We start from the raw sequence: 26,367 nt of genomic DNA, 5'->3' as shown, positions 1-26,367 counted from the left end.
TTGAAAATATATATATATATTCTATCAATGAATAGTTATCTGATCATTTGTATATATTACCTAACTGCAATAATAAAAAATATACTGCAGGAAAATGTAGTTATAAATGAGAAAATAATATTTTTTGTATAGAACAAAACTTGGCATTATTTCATAATATAGTGATGTATTTCATTTTTATTGAATTAACTTAGTATAAATAATTTCATGATATCCATTTGCAAGATGTTAATTGAATACATGTCTAACGAATAGCTTGTATTTTTCATCATACTATCTTTAAATTCATGAAAGAACATAATAAAATTATTAAATAATTTTTCAAAATTCATGATATAGAATGATGATTTTAAATTAGAGATAACTATTAGATACATCAGATTCAATTGAAGAATTATTTTATTACTATGCTAAATTTTTCGGTTTAACATTATAAAAATCATAATGTGATATGATTAAAATCATATTAATTTTATTTAAATATTATGATTTTTTTTGTCCTATTTGTTTTTTTAATTTATAACTATTTATATGCATGTTAATGTAATACTACATACTGCTAATAAAAATTAGCCTCTTGCTTGAATTGATTTATGTTATAGAAATTCTTATTATTTCAACCAATTAATTTTTAATTAATCTCTAGTATTTTCAATGTTTTAGTTAGAATTTTTTATTTTCAATCAATGCAAATATTGTGATTGTGCAGTATCTTTATAAAATTATTAAAATAATTAATATGAATTACAGTATTGTACTGTAATTCATATATGCATAACATACAAGTAATTACATGCTTTAACGAAGGGAATTGAATCTATTTTAAAATACTACTAATTAGTTTGAAATTTTATTTGTCTTTACATTACATTTTTTGAAAAATATTTTTATATATATCGAATATTTATCAAATATCTCTGTAGCACAATCAATAAAAATAGATGTATTCGGTGTTGAGCTTTTTTTATTAGCAGATATCAGATAGTATCATTAAATATGGCATTAATAATTTACATTATACGTTAATTATTATAATATTTTTAGTTATAGTACTCAGAATAATTGCCATATTTGCATTACATAGGCTTAATTCAGTTTGCTATCTTAGCGATTTCAAAGAAATCATCCATTATTTTAGCAAGATTTTATTCATTTTCGTTTCTAAACATATTAAATCATATGCACAAATTAGTTGTAAAAACATTAGTAGTATCTAAGTAATATTATAAGTTATTTGTTTAATTAAATAAAAATGGTTCTTAAAATTTTTTTTACTTATAAAGCGACATTTATTTCTCAGGTTATTACTGTTAAAAATTTTATTTCAATTCAATAAATGACTTTACTAATCGTGCTTGACATTGTCCACTTGAACGTGCACGGTGTAGTAAGGCTAATTCAGTTTACGTAAAAGTTTCTTGATTATTTGATCTAAGGAATTTTATGGAGATTGATCTAATTTAATTGCTAGTAGAGTAAACATAGAAAAAATAATAAAAAATAAGTGAATAAAATCAATCAGCGATCCAAAGAATATGTTTTTAACGAAGAGTTTTAAAGAATAGATCGCAAAATCGAATTTAATTATTTAATTAACACTAAATGCTTCGATTGTTTATATACTAAAATAGTAAGTTATAGAAATATATGCTGATATAATAGTTATATTACTGAACTAATTAAAAATATTTTCAGTATTGATGTTTATGTTATTATTAGTATAGGTGAAAATGATATATATTTTTTTATGAATCACATATCATTCATGTTGCATGTTATTTTTTTAACTTACTAGCTCAATACTGCAGTCATATATAGATATATCAAACTATATTGTATTATGAAAACTTACAAAATTCGGTATTAATTACTTATCTGTGAAATGATTTTAATGTAAAATCTTGTTTTTAGTACTGAGCATTTTTACATTAAGTCAAAAACGCATGAGTTTTAATTAAATTAATGCATTACATTCAATCTATAAATAAAAATAACAGTTATTATCAAATATAATAAAATATTTAATAATAACTGTTATTCGATAAGATACATGTCTAATGTAATTAGACGATATGGAGATAATAATTTTCTTTATTTAAATTTATCAAATATAAATACGCATGTAAATTTTATTATATTTATATTTTATAATATAATATTATTGATTTTTTGATTAAGATTTTAAATTAGGTCTATGAAATCATTATATTATAATTAAATATATGACATAATGTAAATTTAATTGATATGGCCTTGTAGTTTTCCTTGACTAATTTTTTAAAATGTTGTAAAAATGAATTTATATAGCATTAATAGATAAAACAGTATCAAATATTTTCGCTATATGCGTATTATATTTATAGTGAATATTGATTTAATCATTTATCTATACGTTTGATACTCCATTAGTTTATCGGCTCGATTCAATGTTACTGCTAATACAGGAATATAAATATTTTATTGCTTCACCCTTTATTTTAATAAACTATTTTCTATATGTATCTAAAAATTTATGTCAAATTGTAGTGGTTATACAATTCAAATGTAACTTCATTTCTACTATAAAGCAAAATAAACTGGTTGATTTTAGTTAAAATGTAAAGGTATTTAATATTGCGCATTTTTTATGCATTACACTTAGTAATTTTGCAGTTATTTTAATTAGCTTAAGCGTTTTTTGTTTATTTCAATTTTTAAGCACAAGTATATCAAATAAACAATAAATAGTGTTAAACGTTGCTTTTAATTTTAAAAAATAATTAAAGTATAGTAAAAAGACTAAATGAACTGATATGATATGAGAATATCACATTTTCACTAAAATTTATAGACAAATTGAATAGAATTTAATTATCACTGTAATGTATATATAAAGTAGCATAATTTGAAATATAGAGACTATCTATGTTTTCTTAAGCATGCAATCAAGTAGATATTTGCATAGCATGTATAATTTATAGTTTTTAGTAAGAGGATAAAATCGATGGATTATAGTTGTAAACTATTTTACTGAATTGCTTAATTTAGACATAATATTAATTATGAATTTTGAGTACAATTTTCAGAAAAAATAAAAGAATTAATTAAATGAAACCATGTACTATAAAAAGCTAAAAAGCCGCACATTCAACAATTAATACGATAATTTTTAGTAATTATAAAATACAGCGTTAATCACTCTCGACTGATCAAATTCTCTATCTTTAAACTATACAGTACAAACTCAGGAAATTTCTCTTAGGTTGAATGTGTTATGATATAGTGTTAATTAACTGTTACTTTGCTAAAATTTATCCCTTGAAATAAAGTTAACCTATTTTGGTATACTTTACGTCAATTCGCTAGAAACAATCTTATGGAGTTAAAGATGAGCAGCGATAAAATCGTTTACCTAACTGATCAAAGTTTTGACAATGATGTATTAAAAGCAGAGAATTTTATTCTGGTGGATTTTTGGGCTGAATGGTGCGGTCCTTGCAAAATGATTGCTCCAATTCTTAACGAAATTGCTGAAGAATACAATGATAAACTTACTGTAGCGAAGTTAAATATTGATGACAACCCTGATACTGCATCTAAATATGGTATACGTGGTATTCCAACACTGCTGTTATTTAAAAATGCAGAAGTCGTAGCTACAAAAGTTGGTGCATTGTCTAAAACCCAACTCCAAGAATTCTTAAACGCTAATTTAAACTAAATCTAGAATCTGATATTTATCCACGGTAGGGAATGTATCCGCTACTGTGGACGTCTTTGTTTGTGTGTGTTATTATTATTACTAATATATTACTGCCGTTTTATTACTGCACTAACGCAACTTACCTAGTAGTTTGAACCTAGGGTTTTCCTTGTCGGAATTTGTTCGCTTTGAACATTTTTATATTTCAGTAATCTGACGACTAGCAAATTCGGCGTCATCTTTTTGAAGTTTTAGTTGATTCTTAATAGTCAAGTATGAATCGACAGTAAGTCGACTTTAAAAGAATTGTTAATAGGTATGAATTTTTATACTACTTGAAGACAAACATTTTGCGAGAATTATCCCGAGTTTAAGAATCCATCACTATGAATCTTACCGAATTGAAAAATACGCCGGTTTCTGAGCTAATTGCTCTCGGCGAGAATATGGGGCTGGAAAACCTAGCACGTATGCGTAAACAGGATATCATTTTTGCCATTTTAAAACAGCATGCTAAAGGTGGTGAAGATATTTTCGGTGATGGTGTACTGGAAATATTACAAGATGGATTTGGTTTCCTGCGTTCTGGAGATAGTTCCTATCTTGCTGGTCCTGATGATATCTACGTTTCTCCCAGCCAAATTCGACGTTTTAACCTTCGCACTGGAGATACAATATCTGGGAAAATTCGTCCGCCAAAAGAAGGGGAACGTTATTTTGCATTGCTCAAGGTTAATGAGGTTAACTACGATAAACCAGAAAATGCTCGCAGTAAAATTCTTTTCGAAAATCTTACGCCATTGCACGCTAATAATCGTTTACGTATGGAGAGAGGTAATGGATCAACTGAAGATTTAACGGCGCGTGTATTAGATCTAGCTTCTCCAATAGGGCGTGGTCAGCGTGGTTTGATAGTAGCACCACCTAAAGCTGGTAAAACTATTTTATTACAAAATATTGCACAAAGTATTGCATATAATTATCCAGACTGTGTTTTAATGGTTTTATTAATTGATGAACGTCCAGAAGAAGTAACAGAAATGAGGCGTTTAGTAAAAGGTGAAGTCATTGCTTCAACATTTGATGAGCCTGCGTCACGGCATGTACAAGTAGCCGAAATGATGATTGAAAAAGCAAAGCGATTAGTTGAACATAAAAAAGATGTTATAATTTTACTTGATTCCATCACCCGTTTAGCTCGTGCTTATAATACGGTAGTACCAGCTTCTGGTAAAATATTAACCGGAGGTGTTGATGCAAATGCTTTGCATCGTCCAAAACGTTTTTTTGGTGCGGCACGTAACGTAGAAGAAGGTGGTAGTTTAACTATTATTGCAACTGCATTAGTGGATACTGGTTCTAAAATGGATGAAGTGATTTACGAAGAATTTAAAGGCACAGGCAACATGGAGTTACATCTATCACGTAAGATTGCTGAAAAGCGAGTATTTCCTGCTATTGACTACAATCGTTCCGGAACGCGTAAAGAAGAACTATTAACCTCTCAGGAAGAACTGCAGAAAATGTGGATTTTGCGTAAAATAATTCATCCTATGGGTGAAACTGATGCCATGGAGTTCCTTATTAATAAATTAGCAATGACCAAAACTAATGATGAATTCTTTAATATGATGAAACGCTCTTAAAACGTTATATTCCAATTAAGTAGTAATCAATATAATTTTTATATCAATAATTTGCTTGAACAGCATATAGAAGGATGATCGTATGTAAATTTCGTTTAGTTTCTTGAGCATACGAGAATTAATCGTGTATTTCTGAATAAGAATTCATGACATTATTCCAAATTCATTTTATTTTATATAATCTACTAAATTTAGATTTTAATGCGAATAGGAATTTTTATAAAAATACTAGACAAAATAAATATACGTCTGTATTCTATTGTAGACGATTGGATTTTTTTGCGTCCGTAGCTCAGATGGATAGAGCACTGCCCTCCGAAGGCAAAGGTCTCAGGTTCGAATCCTGTCGGGCGCATAATTCAATATGCGCCAGATATGCTATACATATATAGTGATAATATAGAAAGATTTATAAAAATTTTATTAAAAAAGTGGTGGTTATAGCTCAGCTGGTAGAGCCCTGGATTGTGATTCCAGTTGTCGTGGGTTCGAATCCCATTAACCACCCTAACCAAAACTATAGAATATGCGAGCGAAGATGGCGGAATACGGTAGACGCTCTAGCTTCAGGTGCTAGTATCCTTATGGATGTAAGGGTTCAAATCCCTTTCTTCGCATTAATCATCGTATAAATTTGTTTGTTAAAAAATGCGGCGAGTAGCGCAGTTTGGTAGCGTAACTGGTTTGGGACCAGTGGGTCGGAGGTTCAAATCCTCTCTCGCCGATTCGGATTAATTTAGAGCATGATTTTATAATATGTACTGATTATCATCTTTAAAAAAAAACGATAGAGCAATTGATGCGTATATTTCATACATATTTTAACTCCATGTGTATAACAATATGTATGTTGTCTATACATAGCAAAATAGGTATGCCAAAAGTATTAGTTAATTCTTTATCTTTTTGATTTTTTTTAAAAGATTTCTAGTAATGTTACTATCTATTCAGATAGATAATAATGTATAAAAAGTACTGAGTCTCATTAACGTACTCTTTTATTTTATATCTTTTTAGATACATTGAATATTTTAGGAGGCTTGTTACTTTGATTGTAGATATTAAAAATTATTAAGCTTTATGACAATTGAATTTTATCACCTAAGTACAATTCATTACGCAATATAATGATTATTAATTTGAATTAGTTTGTATGTTACAAATAGCTCTAGACCTATATACTAAATTTTTTAAAGTCCTGAGGTTTATACCACATTTTTGATTCTTTGCTAATTTGATTATAATCTGTAAGATATCTAATTTATTAGACTTATTTTAAGCTTATTTTTTAATTTTTTTTATAACTACTGCATCGTTTATTTGTAATTTGATGTGATAAACAACAGTAATGGACGAAGTCGCTCTCAATTACTTACAGGGAGATACAAATAGTTGTGTAAAGGGCAGTATTTTTAGAGCTTGAGGCACTTGTGTGTGGTGCTTATTTTAATAATTCATTAATATTTTGATCTTGAAAGACGCACTGTTTTTATTTTTGAATAATAATCTTATGCGTGCAATTTCTACTAGAATGTTATGATGTGGAAATAGTTTACAATATCTTTAGATATTGACTTGCGATATTTGATTATTATATTACCATGCAGTGTTAATATCGAATAAATATTTGATAAATGCTTAGTTAGATTATTGAGCATTTATCAATATTAGCTTACCAACTTAGTTCGTAATTGATTTTAGCTGATTTAGTCAGATCTATGTAATTGTTAAAATAGTATACCAGAATTAAAATTATACCAGAATTTACTTTATAAAATTGCGATAACAAAGTACTAATAAATTAAGAAATAAAATAATTATTAATCTAATTATATTGATTGCGATATTGCAGACATTGGGGGGAAATAAATAAATATCTTTGACTAATAACATTCATTTATTCAACAATAATCTCGTACAGCATAAAAACATTTAAGCATATTAGCATTTTTAACAATGGATTATAACGTATCTACAAAATTAATATAAATATTTTTTATATTAGTACATCTATCTTTTTAAGTGATATTAAAATAATATTTTAATCTATGATTCTATCAAATGCAAAGCCATTTTTAAAGCGTATAAAAGAAATTTTTTAAATTATCATATAATGATAAAATATTGATAGAATGATAGTTAGTAATCATAAACTAATATTTTAATTTACCTAATATCTTCTTTAAAAATTGATCGCAGATTCATAAAATTTTAAATAAATTAAGTACAACGATGCATAGTAAAAAAATTTTATAAAATCATTACATTGCCAGTTTTTTTGAATTTTAACGGTAATTATGCAGTACATAGAGAATATCATTGTCTATGTACTGGCTCAAAAATATTAGATAGTATTTTAGTTTAGTGAAGCTTATAGATATTTTTGATATATTAATTTTCTACACTATTATAGTTTTAATTTATAATCTTTGATGAAAAACATGTAATACCTTGATAAAAATCAATTAATTCATATTTAACATTCATTATGTTGAGCGACAATTTTTTTTGAAGTAGGTTATAAGCATATTTTTAATAAACCTACTATACTAATATTTTATTAAAAATTTGTTTGCAAGCTGCTAATTTTGCTAAATAATATGGATATTTCTACAAGATATAAATTAAATGATTGTTAGGTATCATAGGCATTATTTCATGCAATGTCTTTGACTTTTTTTTTGATTTTATTATCTCAAGATGATAAATAAATTTGCTATCGCTTAGTTAAGCACAACTAAACACTAAACATTATCAATGTCATCATTCCGACTATGTCATTAAATACATTTTTTGAATATTTAGAAAGTTTTTATTAAAAACTCTTTCTTAATTAAAAAAAATTATTTTATTTATTCTAATGCACGTATTAGCGCATCGTTATGTGCACTGTCAGCTATATGAATATTTTTCCAACCTAATTTAGCAGCTTGATTGGCTAAACGTTCGCTTACAACCAATAGCTTACAGGATAAGAGCCATTCTTCATGATTGATAGGTGTAAATAAAGTAAATAGTTGTTGTAATATTTCACCACTAGTTATGATTATTGTATTAATATTACGATTACGCCAACGATTCTTTTCAATTGTATGATCATATTTTTTTTTACAGCGCTGATAACATTCACTGTACTGTACTTTTACGCCTCGTGCCTTGAGAGTGTCTGCTAACAATTCACGTCCTATTTTACTACGTAAAATCAAAGCGTTCTTCCCTTTAATTCGTTGCAAACATTTAATTTTTATTAGCTCTTCACTATTTTCTTGTTTATGAGGGTAATATACTTTTATATTAGTTACTCTATTAATAGCTAGTGCAGTACTTCTTCCAATAGCATAATATTGAAGCAATTTAGGCCATATCATTTTGTTATATTGTAAAATAGGATTAGCAAACTTTACTGCTTGTTGTGACATGAAGAACACTAAATCACCAGGCTGTAATGTTGCTAGTTTTTCTGGTAACTGCTGTAAATCACGTCCCGGTATAAATTCAATTAAAGGAAGTGTCCAAGCAATTTTACCTAATTTATAGAGGCGTAAAAGTAATTCGCTGGCCGCAGGTTCAGGACGGGTGATTAAGATACTCATAGGGGATGTGATGCTTGATAAAACTGATGTAGAATAGTACGTGCGCCGTTGTCTAATAATTCTTCAGCTAGTGAGATACCTATCTGTTCAGCATTACTATATGCTCCTCTACGCTCACCGATGACTATTTTCATTCCATCAGGTGAACAAACTAAACCACGTAGCCAAATCTGATTATTTTCTAGTATAGCAAAACTAGCAATAGGTACTTGACAACCACCTCCCAAATGAATATTCAGCGCTCGCTCAGCATGTATGCAAACGGCAGTATCAGTATGATTTAGGACTTGAAGTAATGTAATTAGTTCTGTATCATCGAGTCGGCATTCTATACCAATTGCACCTTGGCCTACAGCTGGCAAAGAAAGTTCAGCCGATAATGTATGTCTAATACGATTAGATAGACCTAAACGTTTCAGTCCAGCAGCCGCTAAAATGATAGCATCATATTCACCGTGATCTAATTGACTGAGACGCGTATCAATATTACCTCGTATAGGGCGTATTGCTAGATCTGGACGAAACATGCGGATTTGGCATTGACGACGCAAGCTAGATGTACCAATAGTTGCACCTCTTGGTAATGTTTCAATAGAATCATAATTCTTAGAAACAAATGTATCGTATGGATCTTCTCGTTTGCAAATGATTGTTAGACCAAGGCCTTTTGGAAAATTCATTGTAATGTCTTTGATAGAGTGTACGGCAAGATCGGCTCGTTTTTCTAATATTGCTTGCTGAAGTTCTTTGATAAATAGTCCTTTTCCACCTATTTTTACTGATTGTCTGTCTATCTTGATATCACCTTTAGTAATTATTGGAACAAGGTCAAAATGTAGGTAGGGATATGCTTTAATTAATTGATTTTTAACATATTGCGCTTGCCATAATGCTAAAGGACTTTTTCTTGTGGCAATTTTGAAACGTTTTTCTAACATATTTTACATCGCTTATAATGATTCATTAATTATTTTAATATTTGTAAATTAATACTTGATTTCATTAACATGAATTTAATTAAATTATAAAAAAGCAGCATTGATTATATAATTTGAAATCAATGAAATTTTAGCGTTTTAATTGTAATGAATTTTCATTTATTTATAATTATTAATTAGTTATATAATTTAGGCGAAACTTTAATATACAAAATAATTAAAAATTATAGAATGAACACGATGCAATTGTAATAATCTTTTGAACGTTTATCTTGTCTTAAAGCATCTATATAAATATTGTTATTAATCTTAATCTATAAATATCATGCATCAATAAATATCTTCTATATGAATTGCACCACAAAATTCATATAAAATAATTAAAAAAATTGAAACTATAGCGTAATATTGCGAACGAAAAAATTGATCTTTTGTCCTTAATCACTATTGATAGTTAATCTTTTGTAGGTAGATCCATAAAATAATATTATGTTTAAAGAAAAGCAGTTATTGAACTATTACAATTGTTTTTAGTAAAATGTGATTGATCATTGAGTAAATTAAATCTTATGACGACCCATCATTAGGAATTATGCTATACAATAAAATATTAAATAATTAATAAAATTCATAAGATTATTAGTAACATTTATTTTAATCGGCTAGTACTAATCAAAGAAAATAACCATTATGTATATTTTTAGTATCTTATCTCCTGTAAAACACTTTAAGACTAGCGTATAATAATCAGATAACGTTGAAGGTTGTGCATTTTTATAGTATATAGCATATGAAAAATCTTAAAAACCTTATTATTTAAGATAAATCTTTAAAAAAGATTTACAGAATAAATTGAAAATGAATATTATAAATATATATAAAATAATTTTTTATTGTCTGTCTATGATTATATTCACCAGCATCTTGCATGTCAATTTAGTTGATGCTTATATCATTGAAGAGAATTAAAAATTTATTTCAAAAAATAAACGATCGTTAGCTAGAATAGAGCTTTTTTTATTAGCAAGCTATAAAAAATTGAAAAATTAAACAGTTAAATATATGTTGGAAACTTAATTTTACATGTGAATTAATTCATATAATGAATGCGCACTAAATATAATGTAATAATTTTTTTAATCATTAGCATATGGAATACTAGCATGTTGGCATATATATTAACCAATTGATAGTATTAATTAAATCACAATCTTGTAACATATTAATTTTAGATTGTATTTATAGATTGAAGCAATTCATTAATAATAACTTATTATTTTAAATAAATTTATATATATAAAATTTATTAGGAAATTTCCATACGATTTGATTTTGTAAAATATATTGTTACAGTAAGAAAGTTGTATTTTTATAAAAATCAAAATGATATAAATTTAAATAATATATTTAATTGCGATAGATTTTATTAAGCAATAAATAAGCATTCTTTTTATTAAAGAACGAAATATCAATAATATTTTCAAAATATTTTAAAGAACTATAAAAATTTCAAATTTTACCATAGAATCTTATTTAAATTAAAAATATATAAAATGATACGATCGATAGTACAACTAAGTGTTATATTGACAATGTTCAGCATATTAGGGTGTGGTTTAAAAGGTCCCCTGTACCTTTCTTCACAATGTAAGGTTCAAAAAAAACACACACAATACGCATTGGAAAAGCAAAAGATTTTTAAAAAACATCAAATTTTTTGATAAATAATATAAAGGATTTATAATTTTTATGGATAATCGTTTCGTAAAACAAAAAATATGTTTTTCGAAAATGCATGGTCTCGGTAACGATTTTATGGTTGTAGATGCTGTAAGACAAAATATTTTTTTCTCACAACACCTTATTCGTCGTTTAGCGGATAGACACATAGGCATTGGTTTTGATCAACTATTAATTGTTGAACCTCCTTATGATCCTGATCTAGATTTTCATTATCAAATTTTTAATGCTGATGGTAGTGAAGCAGGTCAATGTGGAAACGGTGCTCGTTGTTTTGCTCGTTTTGTACATTTACAAGGATTAACTCAAAAAAGCAATATTTACGTGAGTACGCAAACTGGTCGTATGATTTTAAGTGTGCTCAATGAAAAATTAGTAAAAGTAAATATGGGTGAGCCTAAATTTGAACCACAGTCCATACCGTTTAATACAAATACAATTCAAGATTGTTACCTCCTAAACATCGCTAATCAAAATGTAATATTTGGAGTGGTTTCAATAGGTAATCCGCACTGTGTTATCCAAGTCGAAAATATAAAAACTGCTCCTTTAAAAATACTTGGTCCATTGTTAGAAAATCATCAATGTTTTCCCAATCGTATTAACGTTGGTTTTATGGAAATAATTAATCCTAAGCATATTTACTTGCGTGTATACGAACGAGGAGTTGGTGAAACACAGGCTTGTGGTAGTGGTGCGTGTGCTGCAGTAGCATATGGCATTCAACGAGGTTTTTTATTTGAAACCGTTCGAGTAGATTTGCCAAATGGCCCCTTACAGATTTCTTGGAAAGGTACAGGAAAACCTCTATCTATGATTGGACCTGCAATACATGTTTATGATGGTTGTATTAGTATATAATCTAATTTTATTTCAAACTAATAAAAATAATAACTAATGGCATACGACAAAACAAACATCATATCCGTTCAGAAAGAAACACAGCATATACACTATATAAAAAAATAGACACTTAAGCCGCAATATTTCTATAATATGCTCTGGTTTATTTATCGCACTAAACGCATTAATTTTTTAAAAATTTACAAAATTAAATGCTATATCATACTACTAATCACTAGTTCATACTGTGTGTCTAAAAATTTACAATCATAAAAAATCTTTTACCTTAAGATTGAATATAAATTATGTTAATGTAACATTCTAGTTACTAACTAGGTATATAAATATGCGTATTGATTAAAACAGGATGAATAAATCAATATAATAAACATATAAACATCATTAAGATTTTAATTAAAGGTTATTATACAATGCAGGAATATTCTTATAATTCTTTTAACAATATTTTAGTTACAGCTTCTCTGTATAAAGATGGTATTCATAATCTACATTCAATTATTTTAATATAGTAAATGCTTATATTCTAGTTAAGCTAGATCATCCCATGCATTGCATTATATTACACTGTTTTTCTCATTATTCTAATGCTAATACTATACTACTATTAGTATAAGTATTATTGCGCAACAAATATTTTTAGACAAAAGCCTTTATCTACGTTTACAAATTGAATGAGCTAAAACAAATGAATCAAGCTTACGTATAGTTAAATATCAATTTAATAACGTTGCAGAGTCGAAATTAATATTTATTGCTGTAATCCAATTAATTATTTTAAAAACAACGAATTTAATATTGCAGATATTTTAGTAAAATTAATAGCTATTGCAAGACTAATTTTCACAAATTTTCTAATAAAGAAAATTCGGTATTAGCATATTTATCAAATATATCATAGTGATCTTTAAAATTTGTTTTTAAATTAAAAATTAAATCATAAAATGTACTATGTCTAGTGGTAGACAAGGAAACTTGAAATGCATTTTTATCGCTCACTGCATCCAATGAAAGCCATCAGCTTTGATCTGGATGATACTTTATATGATAATTATCCGGTAATTTATAGAACAGTCATTGAATCACATGCAGCACTTCAAAAATATCATCCAGCATTGTATAATTTTACTTTAGAACATTATGAGATGCTACGTCATGAATTACTGCAGTGTGAACCAAATATTTATCATGATGTTTCTCAATGGCGTTACCGTGCTTTTGAACTTGCTTTAATTAAAGTCGGATTATCGATTAAAGAAGCTGCTCATGGTGCTCATGAAGTAATGAAAATATTTCATAGTTGGCGTAATTTAGTACATATACCAGAAGAAACACATAATACCTTAACGACATTAGGGAAATATGTGCCTTTAGTTGCGATTAGCAATGGTAATGCTGATCCCTATAAACTTGGCATTAATCAATATTTTAAATTCACACTGCGTGCTGGCCCTGATGGACGCGCTAAACCTTGCAAAGATATGTATTATCTTGCGGCTGAACGTTTGGGTATTCAACCATTACATATTTTACATGTTGGTGATGATCTTATGACTGATGTTGTTGGTTCGTTAAATGCTGGTATGCAAGCTTGTTGGCTAAATTTTCGTGCTGTTAATAATTTAATACAAGATAAAAAAGCGCGTTTGTTGCCTCATGTAGAAATCTCACAATTGGCTTCATTAACTTCATTAACTTACTTATTACAGTAGTTAATTTTGTATTATTTGGCATATTCTTTTTGTGAATGGTACCTATGAACGTTCTTAATCTGTTTGATAGTTTAAATGATAAACAACGCGAAGCAGTTGTTACAAAATGTAGTAAATTATTAGTATTAGCTGGAGCAGGCAGTGGAAAAACCCGTGTGCTCATTCATCGGATTGCGTGGTTATTATTAGTAGAAAAATATTCGCCTTGCTCAATCTTGGCAGTTACATTTACTAATAAAGCAGCAGCAGAGATGCGACAACGCATTAATCGATTAGTGAATGGTAATCAAAAAAATATGTGGATTGGCACATTTCATGGCTTGGCACATCGACTATTACGTCTTCACTATCGTGATGCTAATTTGCCCCAACATTTTCAAATTCTTGATGATGAAGATCAATTACGTTTGACAAAACGTTTAATAAAAAATATGAATTTAGATGAAAAAAAATGGTCGGCAAAACAAGTTATCAGATATATTAATAGCAAAAAAGATGAAGGAATTCGACCTCATGACATTGAAAAACACGGTCAAACAATCGAAAAAACCTGGCTGCTTATCTATCAATTCTATCAAGAAACTTGCGATCGTTCTGGATTGGTAGACTTTTCCGAACTTCTGCTACGTTCGTATGAGCTGTGGTTGAATAAACCAAATATTCTTAATAACTACCAAGAGCGTTTTTCCAATATTTTAGTAGATGAATTTCAAGATACTAACAATATCCAGTACGCGTGGATTCGTATGCTGGTAGGTAATACTGGTCATATTACTATAGTTGGTGATGACGATCAATCAATTTATAGTTGGCGTGGTGCACAGATCAAAAATATTAAAAAATTTTTAGAAGATTTTTCAGATGCAATAATTATTCGTTTAGAACAAAACTACCGTTCAACTAATAATATTCTAAAAGCTGCTAATAGTTTAATTTCTAAAAATAATCTTCGTTTAGGTAAAAAACTTTGGACTAATAGCAATGAAGGAGAAGCAATTTCATTGTATTGTGCTTTAAATGAATTAGAAGAAGCACGTTTTGTAGTCAAGTGTATCCAAGAGTGGAGAAAAGATGGTAATCAATTAGCTCATTGTAGTATTTTATATCGCAGTAATGCTCAGTCGCGTGTGTTAGAAGAATATTTATTAAAATCAAGAGTACCTTACCGTATTTATAGTGGTATGCGATTTTTTGAACGTCAAGAAATTAAAGATGTACTCGCTTATTTGCGTCTAATAGCAAATCGTTATGATGACACTGCTTTTGAACGTATAATTAACACACCTATGCGTGGTATAGGCAATCGCACTTTGAGTATTATTCGGCAAAAAGCACAAGAAGAAAAAATTACGTTATGGCAAGCTACCTTTGAGTTATTACAATCTAAAGTATTATGTACTCATGTAGCGATAAAATTATATCGTTTCTGTAAGTTAATAGATACTCTGGCGACTGAAACTAAAAATGTTCCACTTTATGTGCAAACAAATCGTGTGATTAAAGATAGTGGTTTATGGCTAATGTATGAGAAGGATAAAGAAGATCACAGTAAAACACGCATTGAAAATCTTAAAGAACTTGTAACAGCAACACGTCAATTTATCTATGAGGATCAAGATAATAGTTTGACACCATTACAAGCATTTTTATCATACGTATCATTAGAAGCAGATGAAAACCAGCCTGATCAATGGCAGGATGCAGTACAATTAATGACCTTACATGCTGCAAAGGGTTTAGAATTTAGTTTAGTATTTATAGTAGGTATGGAAGAAGGAATGTTTCCAAATCAGATGTCACTGGATGAAATGGGACATTTAGAAGAAGAGCGTCGTTTAGCTTATGTTGGTGTAACACGAGCTATGAAAAAATTGACATTAACATATGCCGCAACACGTCGTCTGTATGGTAAAAAAATATGTCATTATCCATCACGGTTTATTAGTGAAATACCGTCAGAGTGTTTAAAAGAAATAAATTTGAATGATGCTAATTATTTATTAAATGTTAAAAACAAAAATATAGCAAATAATATCAATAATATATTTACTGTTGGTCAACGTGTTCACCACGCAAAGTTTGGTCAAGGAACAGTAATTAATTTCAAAGGAAGCGGTAAACAAAGTTGTTTTCAAGTGGCATTTCAAAATTACGGAGTGAAATGGATGGTAGCAGAATATGCTTGTTTAAAAAAAGTGTAGAGCCTATTTTTTTCTTGACTTGACGGTTCTTCTATCTCAGCGTAATATATATTGATTATAGATTAAAAATGACTTGGTTACGTATATATAGTGGGTGCTGCTTAGTATATTTAGTTTACGATTCAAACTATATTAGGACTACCTTTTGTTGGTTGTCAGTAATGTATGTTATCTGATCGCATGCATTAATGCTGATTTACCTACTCTCTTAAAAGCAAAAATTTTTTTAATTTAAGGCATTATGTTTATACTCGTTATATATTTCTATCATAAAACGAGCTTCACTATCTTTTTCCATTTAGGTAAACAATGGGAGTAGTATTGCTATGCTGAGCGCATTTAAACTTGATCATAATATCTTGACTCGCATCGATCTCGAGAATAAAAACGATAAACTTAATATGTCAGTGTGGGTCGATCTGGTCGAGCCAGATGATAGCGAACGTGATCGAATACAATCTGAACTCGGACAAAGTTTAGTAACACGTCCCGAGCTAGAAGATATAGAAGCATCTGCGCGTTTTTTTGAGGATGAAGACGGATTGCATATCCATTCCTTTTTCTTTTTTGAAGATGCACAAGATCACGCTGGTAATTCTACTGTAGCTTTTACTATTAAACACGATCGTCTCTATACACTACGTGAACGTGAGCTTCCAGCATTTCGTCTATACCGCATGAGAGCACGTAATCAAATATTAACTGATGGTAATGCTTACGAATTATTATTAGATTTATTTGAAACTAAAATTGAACAATTAGCTGATGAAATTGAAAATATTTACAGTGCATTAGAAAAACTTAGTCGTATAATAATGGAAGGTCAGCAAGATGAAGAGTATGACGAAGCACTTTCAAGATTAGCAGAAATGGAAGATATTGCTTGGAAAGTACGTCTTTGTCTAATGGATACGCAGCGTGCGCTTAATTTTTTAGTCAAGAAGACACGTTTACCAGTTAATCAGCTAGAACAAGCTCGTGAAATTATAAGGGATATTGAATCTCTTTTACCACATAATGAATCGTTATTTCAAAAAGTAAACTTCTTGATGCAGGCGGCAATGGGCTTTATTAATATTGAGCAAAATCGCATTATTAAAATTTTTTCTGTAGTTTCAGTGGTTTTTTTGCCACCTACCTTAGTAGCTTCTAGCTACGGAATGAACTTTGATTCAATGCCTGAGTTAAAATGGAATCTTGGTTATCCATATGCTATTACATTAATGCTGTTAGCAGGTTTAGCACCTTATCTATATTTTAAGCGCAAAAAATGGTTGTAAATTTATTGCACAAATGCGCTTTATTACTGCATTAATAAAAAATATGAATTTAATTCATTGGAATAAAATAAATCCCTTAATATATGTAGATACAAATTATGATGGGACGAATTACATGTTATTTATCGTACCATTATAATTTAAAGTTCTTGCTTATTTAATTGAATCAATCGAATCTAATATGAGCAGTTTAAAAAAAAGACTACCCACTGAGTTAATACTTTATTATGCAAAAAATTGTCAAAATTTAATTCATGATCCATATTTTGATGAATCATGGTATGTTTATTATGTCGTGATATTTTAAAAAATTTTTATATTTATTTTAATAAATAGTTCATCTGATATAAAACATGATTATCTGCATCAAATTACATTCAATTAAGTAATGAAAAGTATAGATTTTATATTAAAAATTTTTTTGCTATAAAATATTTATTTTATAATTGCGCTGCACACCGAAAACCATTCAAGATGGTAGGTGCAGTATAATAATCATATATATTATTCTTATACATGATTTTTCTGATATTGCTACATAAATAAGGACGTTGATGTGATTTTTTCTCTATTAATTACTAATATATCAGTTTTGATATATCATTCATTAACTTTAGTATAAATAGAGTGATAGTTTGTCCATAAAGATATAAATGTAGTTTTTGAGAAAAATATTATTAAATAATATTTTTGTAACGGTTTCTGTAATAATCGAAAGAAGAAACTAATTTCCTGATTATATGAATACATATATACCGTATTTAATAAAATATTACTGAAAATTTCTCAAAAAAATTATATATTTTATATTGTGAATATTTTCAGGTTAAATTTTAATATATATATTAAAATTTAACCTGAAAATATTAGAGAATTACATGTATTGTATAGTTGCCTCTGATTTGGACGGTACATTTCTTTTACCAGATCATCGATTAACTACTTGTGCTCGCCCTACATTACAACGATTAGTAGCTTGTAATATTCATTTTGTTTTCAGAAATAGATGGCATTATATTGACGCAAAGCAAATATGTGATGAAATTGGTACTTCAGCTTATATGATTGCTTATAATGATGCACGTGTACATAATATTAAAGTTGAATTGGTATTTAGTTATAATATTGATGCTGATATTACTAGCCAATCATACTGTCTAAAATATTATGACCCAGAGCTATACTAACGCATGTTTATCGTGATGACCCATGGCTTATTACTTTAGAATAAATTATTGAGAAACGCTAGAGTAATTGTCTTAACATTAGTTTTTCTTTACCAACCTGTTTAGAAGTCATGGCTAGTAGTGTTTCCAAAGGACATGCACTAAAAATAGTAGCAAAACAGCTTAGTTATTGACTTCAAGCATGTATTGCTTTTGGCAACCGGGCAACGGTATGAATCAGTTAGAAATGCTTGGTATGGTTGGTAAAGAATGTATTATGATGCACAGCAATGCTTAAAAGATATACTGCCATTTATTGAAATAATCGGTAGCAATGCAGAAGATGCAGTACTGCATTTTTGCGTCAATTGGTCTTAAAATAGAAAACAATATTAAATGAATAGGTATATGAATAATAGATTAATAACAATTAATTTTACATGAAAAATTCATATTACATAGCATATCATTGCTTTTCTAACGTTTTATAGTTAGCATATTTTTTGATTAATTTAACATTATCGGAATAATCTGCTAATTTAATTCGATTATTTAAAAAAATTATTTTCTAAGTACTAAATCTGACATGTAGAATCGCTTTAAAAAAATTCCATTCATAATAACAGATGCTTAGATAACAACATATATGAAATTAGCTATAAAAAATTTCAATATGAAAGATTACGCACAGAAGGAAGATGTTCACAAGCATGTTGACAAGCAAAACGTATAAAAGTTGCTAGTACTGGCTGACGTTGTTCTCCATCACGTACTGCTGCATATAAACGACTCCATAATCCTTTTCCTAATTTTTTAGTTACTACAAGTCCTTGATTTTCAAAGTTTTCTACTACCCAATGCGGTAATGCTGTTATACCCATATGTACCGATACCATTTGAATTAATAAAAGAGTATTATCTACACTTTTCAATGCAGGATTAATACCAGCTGGTTGTAAAAAATTACGCCATATATCAAGACGTTGAAGCTGTACCGGATAGATCATAAATACTTCATTAGCTAAATCTTTCGGTGAAATATGTTCATATTGTGCTAAAGGATGATTAGGAGCTAATACTAAACGTACCTCAAAATCAAACATAGGCAAATAAAATAATTCGCTTTGTGGGAAGATATCTGAAGTTAACACTAAATCCAGTTTTCCTTTTTGTAGAGCTGGCTGTAGATCGAAAGTTAGATTAGATTTAAAGTCCATTACTACCTGTGGCCAATTCTTGCGAAAGTTTTTTAATGCTGATAGTAACCATTGAATATAGCTATGACATTCAATACCAATGCGCAGTGTAGTTTGATAAGGTTTTTGACATGTTTGTAAGGCATGCTGAATTTGCGGTAAAATCTGCTCAGCTAACTGCAATAAAATGTTGCCCTGTGGAGTAAACTGAAGCGGTTGACTTTTTCGAACAAAAAGACGAAAACCTAATCTTTTTTCTAAATCGCTAAATTGATGAGATAAAGCTGATTGTGTTTGATGCAATTGAGCCGCAGCGCCAGCTAATGAGCCAGTATTTTGCAACGCCTGCAAGGTTCTCAGGTGTTTGAGTTCAATCATGAGAGTCCTTCACATCGAAATTAAAAAATTACGCTTGAAAATATATGATACTTATAGATCATAGCGATGTAAATATTTGGAAGATTGCAATTTTAATTAATCCTTTTTTTCATTTATCTTATTTTTAGTTTTGTTTTCATCTAACTATTTCACTTTGGTAATTTAGATGTACCTAATTTAGTTATAGAGTTGGATGTATAGTTAGGAATTTGGAGAATATTTAATGAGTATTGAAAATCATACGCTCGGTTTCCCACGCATAGGTCTATATCGAGAACTAAAAAAAGCACAGGAAAATTATTGGTCAGGTAAAAATCCTAGAGAAGATTTATTAGCTGTAGGTCGTGAACTACGTAATCGCCATTGGCAACAGCAAAAAAATGCTGGCATTGATATATTACCTGTTGGTGATTTCGCTTGGTATGACCATGTTTTAACTACTAGTTTAATGTTAGGTAATGTACCATCCCGTCATCAAAATAAAGACGGTTCCGTAGACATTGATACTCTCTTCCGTATGGGTCGTGGTTGTGCACCAACGGGCGAATCAGCTTCTGCCTGTGAAATGACTAAATGGTTTAATACTAATTATCACTATATTGTACCAGAGTTTAATAAATATCAAAAATTTAAGTTGAGTTGGACGCAATTATTGGATGAAACAAAAGAAGCATTATCACTTGGGCATACCGTGAAACCTATATTGCTTGGACCGATTAGTTATTTATGGCTTGGCAAAGTAAAAGGTAAGCCATTTGACCGTTTATCTTTGCTAAAAGAAATTTTACCAATTTACAAACAAGTTTTATCTGAAATAAAAAAATATGATATAGAATGGGTACAAATAGATGAACCAGTATTATCCTTAGAACTATTAACATCATGGCGTGAAGCTTTTGAATTTACTTACGATTTTTTAAAAAGTGATATTAAAATTTTATTAACTACGTATTTCGATAGTATTAATCAAAATTTAGATGTCATTAAAGGACTATGCGTACAAGGACTACACGTAGATATAGTTCATGGAAAAGACGATATTTATAGAATAAACGAACAATTACCGCAAGAGTGGTTACTATCTGTAGGCATTATTAATGGACGTAATATCTGGCGATCGGATCTCAAAAAATGTTTTGAGCGTTTATATCCATTAACTAAATTACGCACAAAATTATGGATTAGTTCTTCCTGTTCTTTGCTCCATAGCCCTATTGATGTTAACATAGAAAATAATCTTGAACATGAGGTAAAAAATTGGTTCTCTTTCGCTTTACAAAAGTGCACTGAATTAAAATTATTAAAAGAAGCTTTAAATAATAATGACTTAAACGTAATTCTCGATTGGAGTAAACCAATTCAAACACGTGTTCATTCACCTATTGTTCACAATGAAAAAGTTAATCAACGTTTGAGAGATATTAAAAGTTCGGATACTAATCGTACTAACTCGTATAGCAAGCGTTCCGAATTACAGCGCAAGCGTTTTGGATTGCCTATATGGCCAACTACAACTATTGGTTCATTTCCGCAGACGACTGAAATCCGTAGCTTTCGTCGTGATTTTAAAGAAGGTAAGATTAACTATCAGACATATTGTACTGGTATCGCTAAACAGATTAAGCAGGTTATTTTAGAACAAGAACAATTAGGTTTAGATGTATTGGTACATGGTGAACCTGAGCGTAACGATATGGTAGAATATTTTGGAGAACATCTTGATGGCATTATTTTTACTCAACATGGTTGGGTACAAAGTTATGGTTCACGATGTGTAAAACCACCGATAATTATTGGTGACATTAGTCGTCCAAAAGCAATTACGGTAGAGTGGATAAAATATGCACAATCAATAACTTGTAAACCGGTAAAGGGTATGCTAACTGGTCCGTTAACTATGCTTTTTTGGTCTTTCCCTCGCGAAGATATCAATTACGAAACTATTGCGAAGCAAATTGCGCTAGCGTTACGAGATGAAATAGCAGATTTAGAAAAGGCAGGTATCGGTATAATTCAGATTGATGAGCCAGCATTACGTGAAGGTTTGCCATTGCATGAATCTGATTGGCCGACATATTTGACTTGGGCAGTCAATACTTTTCGCCTTGTTGCGGGTATAGCACAAGATAGTACTCAGATACATACTCATATGTGTTACTGTGAGTTTAATGATATTATTAGTTCTATTGCTGCATTAGATGCAGATGTGATTACAATCGAAACTGCACGTTCTCATATGGATTTACTCGATGCTTTTACAGAATTTGAATATCCAAATGCAATTGGTCCAGGAGTATATGATATTCACTCGCCGAATGTACCTAGTATACAGTGTATAGAGAATTTATTACGTAAAGCCGCAAAAAGCATTTATAAAGAACGCTTGTGGGTTAATCCTGACTGTGGTTTAAAAACGCGCAATTGGATAGAAACCCGTCAAGCCCTATCAAATATGGTTCAAGCAGCACGTAATTTACGAAAAGAAACAATTTAATCCTTTATAATTAGCAGATTAAATACTCTTAATTCAATTTTATTAAATGATATTAGGATATTTAATAGTACTCTCTATTAAAATGATAGGTACGTTTTCTACATTATTTAAAATGGTTGATATCATCAGAACACAGATGCTATACATACTAAGTATACTGTTATAGTGGAATGAATGTATTGATAATATATCAAATTTTTTCTGTAATTCAATATGAATTAAGTAATGATGGTACATTGCAGAAGAGTTTACTGTGCTAATTTCGATTCAACCACTAAAATTTTTGTTATATTGATGAGATAATAATCATGCATTTTTATTGGTGATGTTTATTTGAAATCATGCCTGAATTGAAAAGAAAATGTATTCTAAAATTATATAATTTTTTATAACTAATTTTTTACTTTTTATTTTAAAACATAAAAATAATTTAAAGCATTCAAACATTGATATAAATACAAAATTGATATTTTCATCAAAAAAGATAATATCATAACGAACATGATTTTACTTGTCTGATGTCCATCATTATAGTTTAAAACTGTTCGGGGTTAATGAAACATCAGAAATTTGCCAAGTTAAAATTATATAAATATCTATAAATCTGTATTTTTACTTTTTCCTTCAGGCATAAGTTCCGCAGGAAAATTATGGATCGTGTAATTATTATTAATAGTATTTTTATGCTTTCAGGTTTCGCTATAGGCTGGGTCATTACTAAGTTGCGAACTAGTTATAAATATACTAATTTTATTACAGAATTTCGTTTGTTAGAAGAAAAAAAACATCATAGCCAAGAACGCGCAGATCGATTGCAATACCAGTTACAAAAGCGAGAAGCAGAATTGCAACAAGTCAGTAGTATGTTGAAAGTAGCGCAGGAAAATCTACAGTACTTAGATTACTGGCGAGAAAAAAGCGAAAAACTCAATGATGATTTGCGAAATCAATTGGAAGTTAACAGTACTCAGGCAGCTGAATTACGTGAAGTTATTATTCGTTTAGAAGAAACACGTTTAGCTGCTGAAGAAAAACAGCGATTACTTACCAATAGCGAGCAACGACTCAGCACGCAATTTGAAAATTTAGCAAATCGCATTTTTGAAAATACTGGTCGGCGTGTTGATGAACAAAATCGACAAAGTTTACATAATTTAATTAATCCGCTACGAGAACAGTTAGATGGTTTCCATCGGCATATCAGCGATAGTTTCGGACAAGAAGCGCGTGAACGTTATGCGTTAACATATGAAATTCGCCAATTACAGCAGCTTAACGAACAAATGACTAAAGAAGCAATTAATCTTACTAACGCATTAAAAGGAAATAATAAAATTCAAGGAGGATGGGGAGAAATGGTACTAGATCGGGTATTACAAGCTTCTGGTTTGCGAGAAGGTTATGAATATGAAATACAAGTAAGTGTAAAAGTAGAACAAAAAGGTAGAATTCAACCTGATGTAATTGTTCATCTTCCTAAAGGCAAAGATGTAGTGATTGACGCTAAAATGACACTTGTAGCTTATGAACGCTATTTCAATACCGAAGATGAATTTATACGCGAACAAGCTATGCAAGACCATCTTCATTCAGTGCGTAATCATATTAAATTATTGGGAAGTAAAGATTATGAAAAATTACCTGGTATAAATTCCTTAGATTATATTCTAATGTTTATTCCAATAGAACCTGCATTTCTATTGGCGATTAATAGACAACCAGAGTTAATAGCCGAGGCAATGAAATATAATATTATGCTAGTTAGTCCTACCACGTTAATGGTCGCTTTACGTACTATTAATAATCTATGGCGTTATGAACATCAAAATCGTAACGCGCAGGATATTGCTGAGCGTGCTACAAAGCTATATGATAAAATACGTTTGTTCATTGATGATATGAGTACTATTGGTTACAATCTTGATAAGGCTCAACAAAGCTATCACATGGCTATGAAAAAACTTATTGAAGGACGTGGAAATCTAATTGCACAAATTGAAGCTTTTCGTTCACTGGGCGTAGAAACTAAACGACCTATTGATCCCAAATTAGTTGAACAAGCACAAACAGAATTATGAAATAAAATATTTCATTTCAGATAAAACAAAAAAATATAATTTTAAAGAAAAAATGTGTTAAATAATAAAAAATCTGTTCAATATGTTTAAAGAGTCATCAAACTATCAATAATTGAATATATTATCACCGATAATATATTCGTTGTTGTTTTAAAAGTTTCATTTCGCTTATAGTTAAGAAAAATTGAGAGTAAAATTTTATTACATTAAGAGAATATACATAGTATAACAATAAAAATTCAAATTATATTTATAGTTTAAGCTATCGCGAAATTGATGCGCTATAAATTTAGCAACGTATTTAATGTTATAACACCGTAATTATGTAATAAATACATACTATTAACATATAATAATGCTGTGAACTTGATATATAATCGGTTTTTCAAAAATGCGCTTTTTAAAAAAATAGTTGTTTTTTATTTATATCTATTTAAAAAAAATATTTAAATTATCTATAAAGAGAAATTTTCTTTACTATTATCTAGTATTGATTTTATTTCATAAACTTACTGAACAAAGCTAAATAAAATATTTATTATTTGTATGTAGATAGTTAATTTTATTAAAACAATACGTTATTTTAATAACATTAGTTTATATAAGATTGAAGAACATCATAAACATTTCAAAAAAAATAGGATTGACATCTTATATATGTAATGTATTGTACGATATAATTGATTGCTTAAAACTAAACAATGACCTAATTTAAAAATCCTACCTTCAATGCATATTGTTAAGCATTTACTCCATTAAGAGTAATGAATCATTTAAATGTACAACATCAATGTCCTTTAATATAAAAGAGACTAAATTATTTTTATGAATTAGTACAGTTACATTCTTAAGCATTATTTAAACATATCTTATGGTTATTAATAGTAATGACTAATGTACCCGTTTACTAGTTAATTTTAGTATAGAATTGTTTATTGATTAAGATTTAAATACCTTTGTATCTTACTCTAAGCATCCAATTTATGCATTTTTTTTATGCTGAATATTAAAAATTTACGTATAATTACTACAGGAATATTTTATGGGTACGATTAGTGTCTGGCAATTACTAATTATTGCTGTCATAGTTGTCATTTTATTTGGTACTGATAAATTACGAAATTTTGGTTCAGATTTAGGGTCATCCATTCGTGGTTTTAGAAAAGCAATAAACGATAATAAAGAAGATGAACAAAATCAAACAACAGAACAGGATACGAATTCTAAGACACCAACTTTAATAAATAAAGAAGAAATCTCAATGAACAAAAATAAAACTGAACACAAATGAGGCAAAAAGTCGTGTTTAATATTTGTTTTAGCGAGTTAGTACTCGTGTGTATTATTGGGCTGGTTGTTCTTGGCCCTCATCGACTACCTATTGCTATAAAAACTATAATGA

13 protein-coding genes, 4 tRNA genes and 2 pseudogenes (1 of these 19 only partly in view) are annotated in these 26,367 nt (G+C 29.1%); 16 read left to right on the top strand and 3 right to left on the bottom strand.

The annotated features are described in order from the left end of the window. The first annotated feature begins 3,367 nt into the window (after positions 1 to 3,367). From trxA to BMSBPS_RS02375, 6 genes are all read left to right on the top strand, one after another. Entirely contained in the window at positions 3,368 to 3,700 is a 333-nt protein-coding gene (trxA, locus tag BMSBPS_RS02400; protein ID WP_022564004.1) for a thioredoxin TrxA, read from the top strand. Positions 3,701 to 4,068: 368 nt separating this feature from the next. Continuing rightward, positions 4,069 to 5,328 (top strand): transcription termination factor Rho, encoded by a 1,260-nt coding sequence (gene rho, locus BMSBPS_RS02395; RefSeq protein WP_022564003.1) that lies wholly within the window; start codon positions 4,069 to 4,071, stop codon positions 5,326 to 5,328. 281 nt (positions 5,329 to 5,609) lie between these two features. Continuing rightward, positions 5,610 to 5,683, top strand: a tRNA-Arg gene (locus BMSBPS_RS02390). A gap of 79 nt (positions 5,684 to 5,762) precedes the next feature. Beyond that, positions 5,763 to 5,835, top strand: a tRNA-His gene (locus tag BMSBPS_RS02385). 25 nt (positions 5,836 to 5,860) lie between these two features. After that, positions 5,861 to 5,945: transfer RNA gene (locus BMSBPS_RS02380), tRNA-Leu, on the top strand. Between the two features lie 34 nt (positions 5,946 to 5,979). Further along, positions 5,980 to 6,053 (top strand) — tRNA-Pro (locus BMSBPS_RS02375). A gap of 2,127 nt (positions 6,054 to 8,180) precedes the next feature. Here the strand turns inward: BMSBPS_RS02375 and hemD are convergent. Next, positions 8,181 to 8,921, bottom strand: a complete 741-nt coding sequence (gene hemD / locus BMSBPS_RS02370; RefSeq protein WP_022564002.1) for a uroporphyrinogen-III synthase — start codon at positions 8,919 to 8,921, stop codon at positions 8,181 to 8,183. Next, a complete protein-coding gene (gene hemC / locus BMSBPS_RS02365; RefSeq protein WP_022564001.1) occupies positions 8,918 to 9,859 on the bottom strand; it encodes a hydroxymethylbilane synthase in 942 nt (313 codons plus the stop codon). Before hemC ends, hemD begins: the two co-directional genes overlap by 4 nt. Positions 9,860 to 11,412: 1,553 nt before the next feature. On the opposite strand from hemC, the gene lptM reads away from it, so the two are divergent. From lptM to BMSBPS_RS04380, 6 genes and pseudogenes are all read left to right on the top strand, one after another. After that, positions 11,413 to 11,580: an LPS translocon maturation chaperone LptM gene (gene lptM, locus BMSBPS_RS04815; RefSeq protein ID WP_407638101.1), complete on the top strand. Its 168-nt coding sequence runs from the start codon at positions 11,413 to 11,415 to the stop codon at positions 11,578 to 11,580. Positions 11,581 to 11,635: 55 nt separating this feature from the next. Beyond that, positions 11,636 to 12,460, top strand: a complete 825-nt coding sequence (gene dapF / locus BMSBPS_RS02360) for a diaminopimelate epimerase (RefSeq protein WP_044170045.1) — start codon at positions 11,636 to 11,638, stop codon at positions 12,458 to 12,460. Between the two features lie 980 nt (positions 12,461 to 13,440). Continuing rightward, positions 13,441 to 14,172 carry a 5-amino-6-(5-phospho-D-ribitylamino)uracil phosphatase YigB gene (gene yigB / locus BMSBPS_RS02355; protein ID WP_022563999.1) on the top strand — a complete coding sequence of 244 codons (732 nt, stop codon included), beginning with the start codon at positions 13,441 to 13,443 and terminating at the stop codon, positions 14,170 to 14,172. 44 nt (positions 14,173 to 14,216) lie between these two features. Continuing rightward, positions 14,217 to 16,373, top strand: a complete 2,157-nt coding sequence (gene uvrD, locus BMSBPS_RS02350; RefSeq protein WP_044169924.1) for a DNA helicase II — start codon at positions 14,217 to 14,219, stop codon at positions 16,371 to 16,373. A gap of 326 nt (positions 16,374 to 16,699) precedes the next feature. After that, positions 16,700 to 17,653 (top strand): magnesium/cobalt transporter CorA, encoded by a 954-nt coding sequence (corA, locus tag BMSBPS_RS02345; RefSeq protein ID WP_022563997.1) that lies wholly within the window; start codon positions 16,700 to 16,702, stop codon positions 17,651 to 17,653. 878 nt (positions 17,654 to 18,531) lie between these two features. Further along, a pseudogene (locus BMSBPS_RS04380) lies at positions 18,532 to 19,197 on the top strand (HAD hydrolase family protein). A gap of 290 nt (positions 19,198 to 19,487) precedes the next feature. Here the strand turns inward: BMSBPS_RS04380 and metR are convergent. Then, positions 19,488 to 20,393 (bottom strand): HTH-type transcriptional regulator MetR, encoded by a 906-nt coding sequence (gene metR, locus BMSBPS_RS02335; protein WP_022563995.1) that lies wholly within the window; start codon positions 20,391 to 20,393, stop codon positions 19,488 to 19,490. Positions 20,394 to 20,616: 223 nt separating this feature from the next. On the opposite strand from metR, the gene metE reads away from it, so the two are divergent. From metE to tatB, 4 genes and pseudogenes are all read left to right on the top strand, one after another. Beyond that, the gene (metE, locus tag BMSBPS_RS02330) at positions 20,617 to 22,887 is read left to right on the top strand and encodes a 5-methyltetrahydropteroyltriglutamate--homocysteine S-methyltransferase (protein ID WP_046201142.1); all 2,271 of its coding nucleotides are present in this window, start codon (positions 20,617 to 20,619) and stop codon (positions 22,885 to 22,887) included. Between the two features lie 650 nt (positions 22,888 to 23,537). Then, positions 23,538 to 24,965 carry a DNA recombination protein RmuC gene (gene rmuC, locus BMSBPS_RS02325; RefSeq protein WP_022563993.1) on the top strand — a complete coding sequence of 476 codons (1,428 nt, stop codon included), beginning with the start codon at positions 23,538 to 23,540 and terminating at the stop codon, positions 24,963 to 24,965. Between the two features lie 1,042 nt (positions 24,966 to 26,007). Continuing rightward, positions 26,008 to 26,143: pseudogene (gene tatA / locus BMSBPS_RS04810) on the top strand (twin-arginine translocase TatA/TatE family subunit); the annotation flags it as partial. Positions 26,144 to 26,267: 124 nt separating this feature from the next. After that, positions 26,268 to 26,367 carry the beginning of a Sec-independent protein translocase protein TatB gene (gene tatB, locus BMSBPS_RS04460; RefSeq protein WP_158414190.1) on the top strand. Its footprint extends 446 nt past the window's final position, so only the first 100 of its 546 coding nucleotides appear in the window; its start codon is at positions 26,268 to 26,270; its stop codon lies off the right edge, out of view.

Source organism: Candidatus Pantoea carbekii, from assembly GCF_000971765.1.
Taxonomy (GTDB): Bacteria; Pseudomonadota; Gammaproteobacteria; order Enterobacterales; family Enterobacteriaceae; genus Pantoea_A; species Pantoea_A carbekii.
Note: the sequence above shows the minus strand (reverse complement) of the source record. Positions and strands in the feature narration are given on the sequence as shown.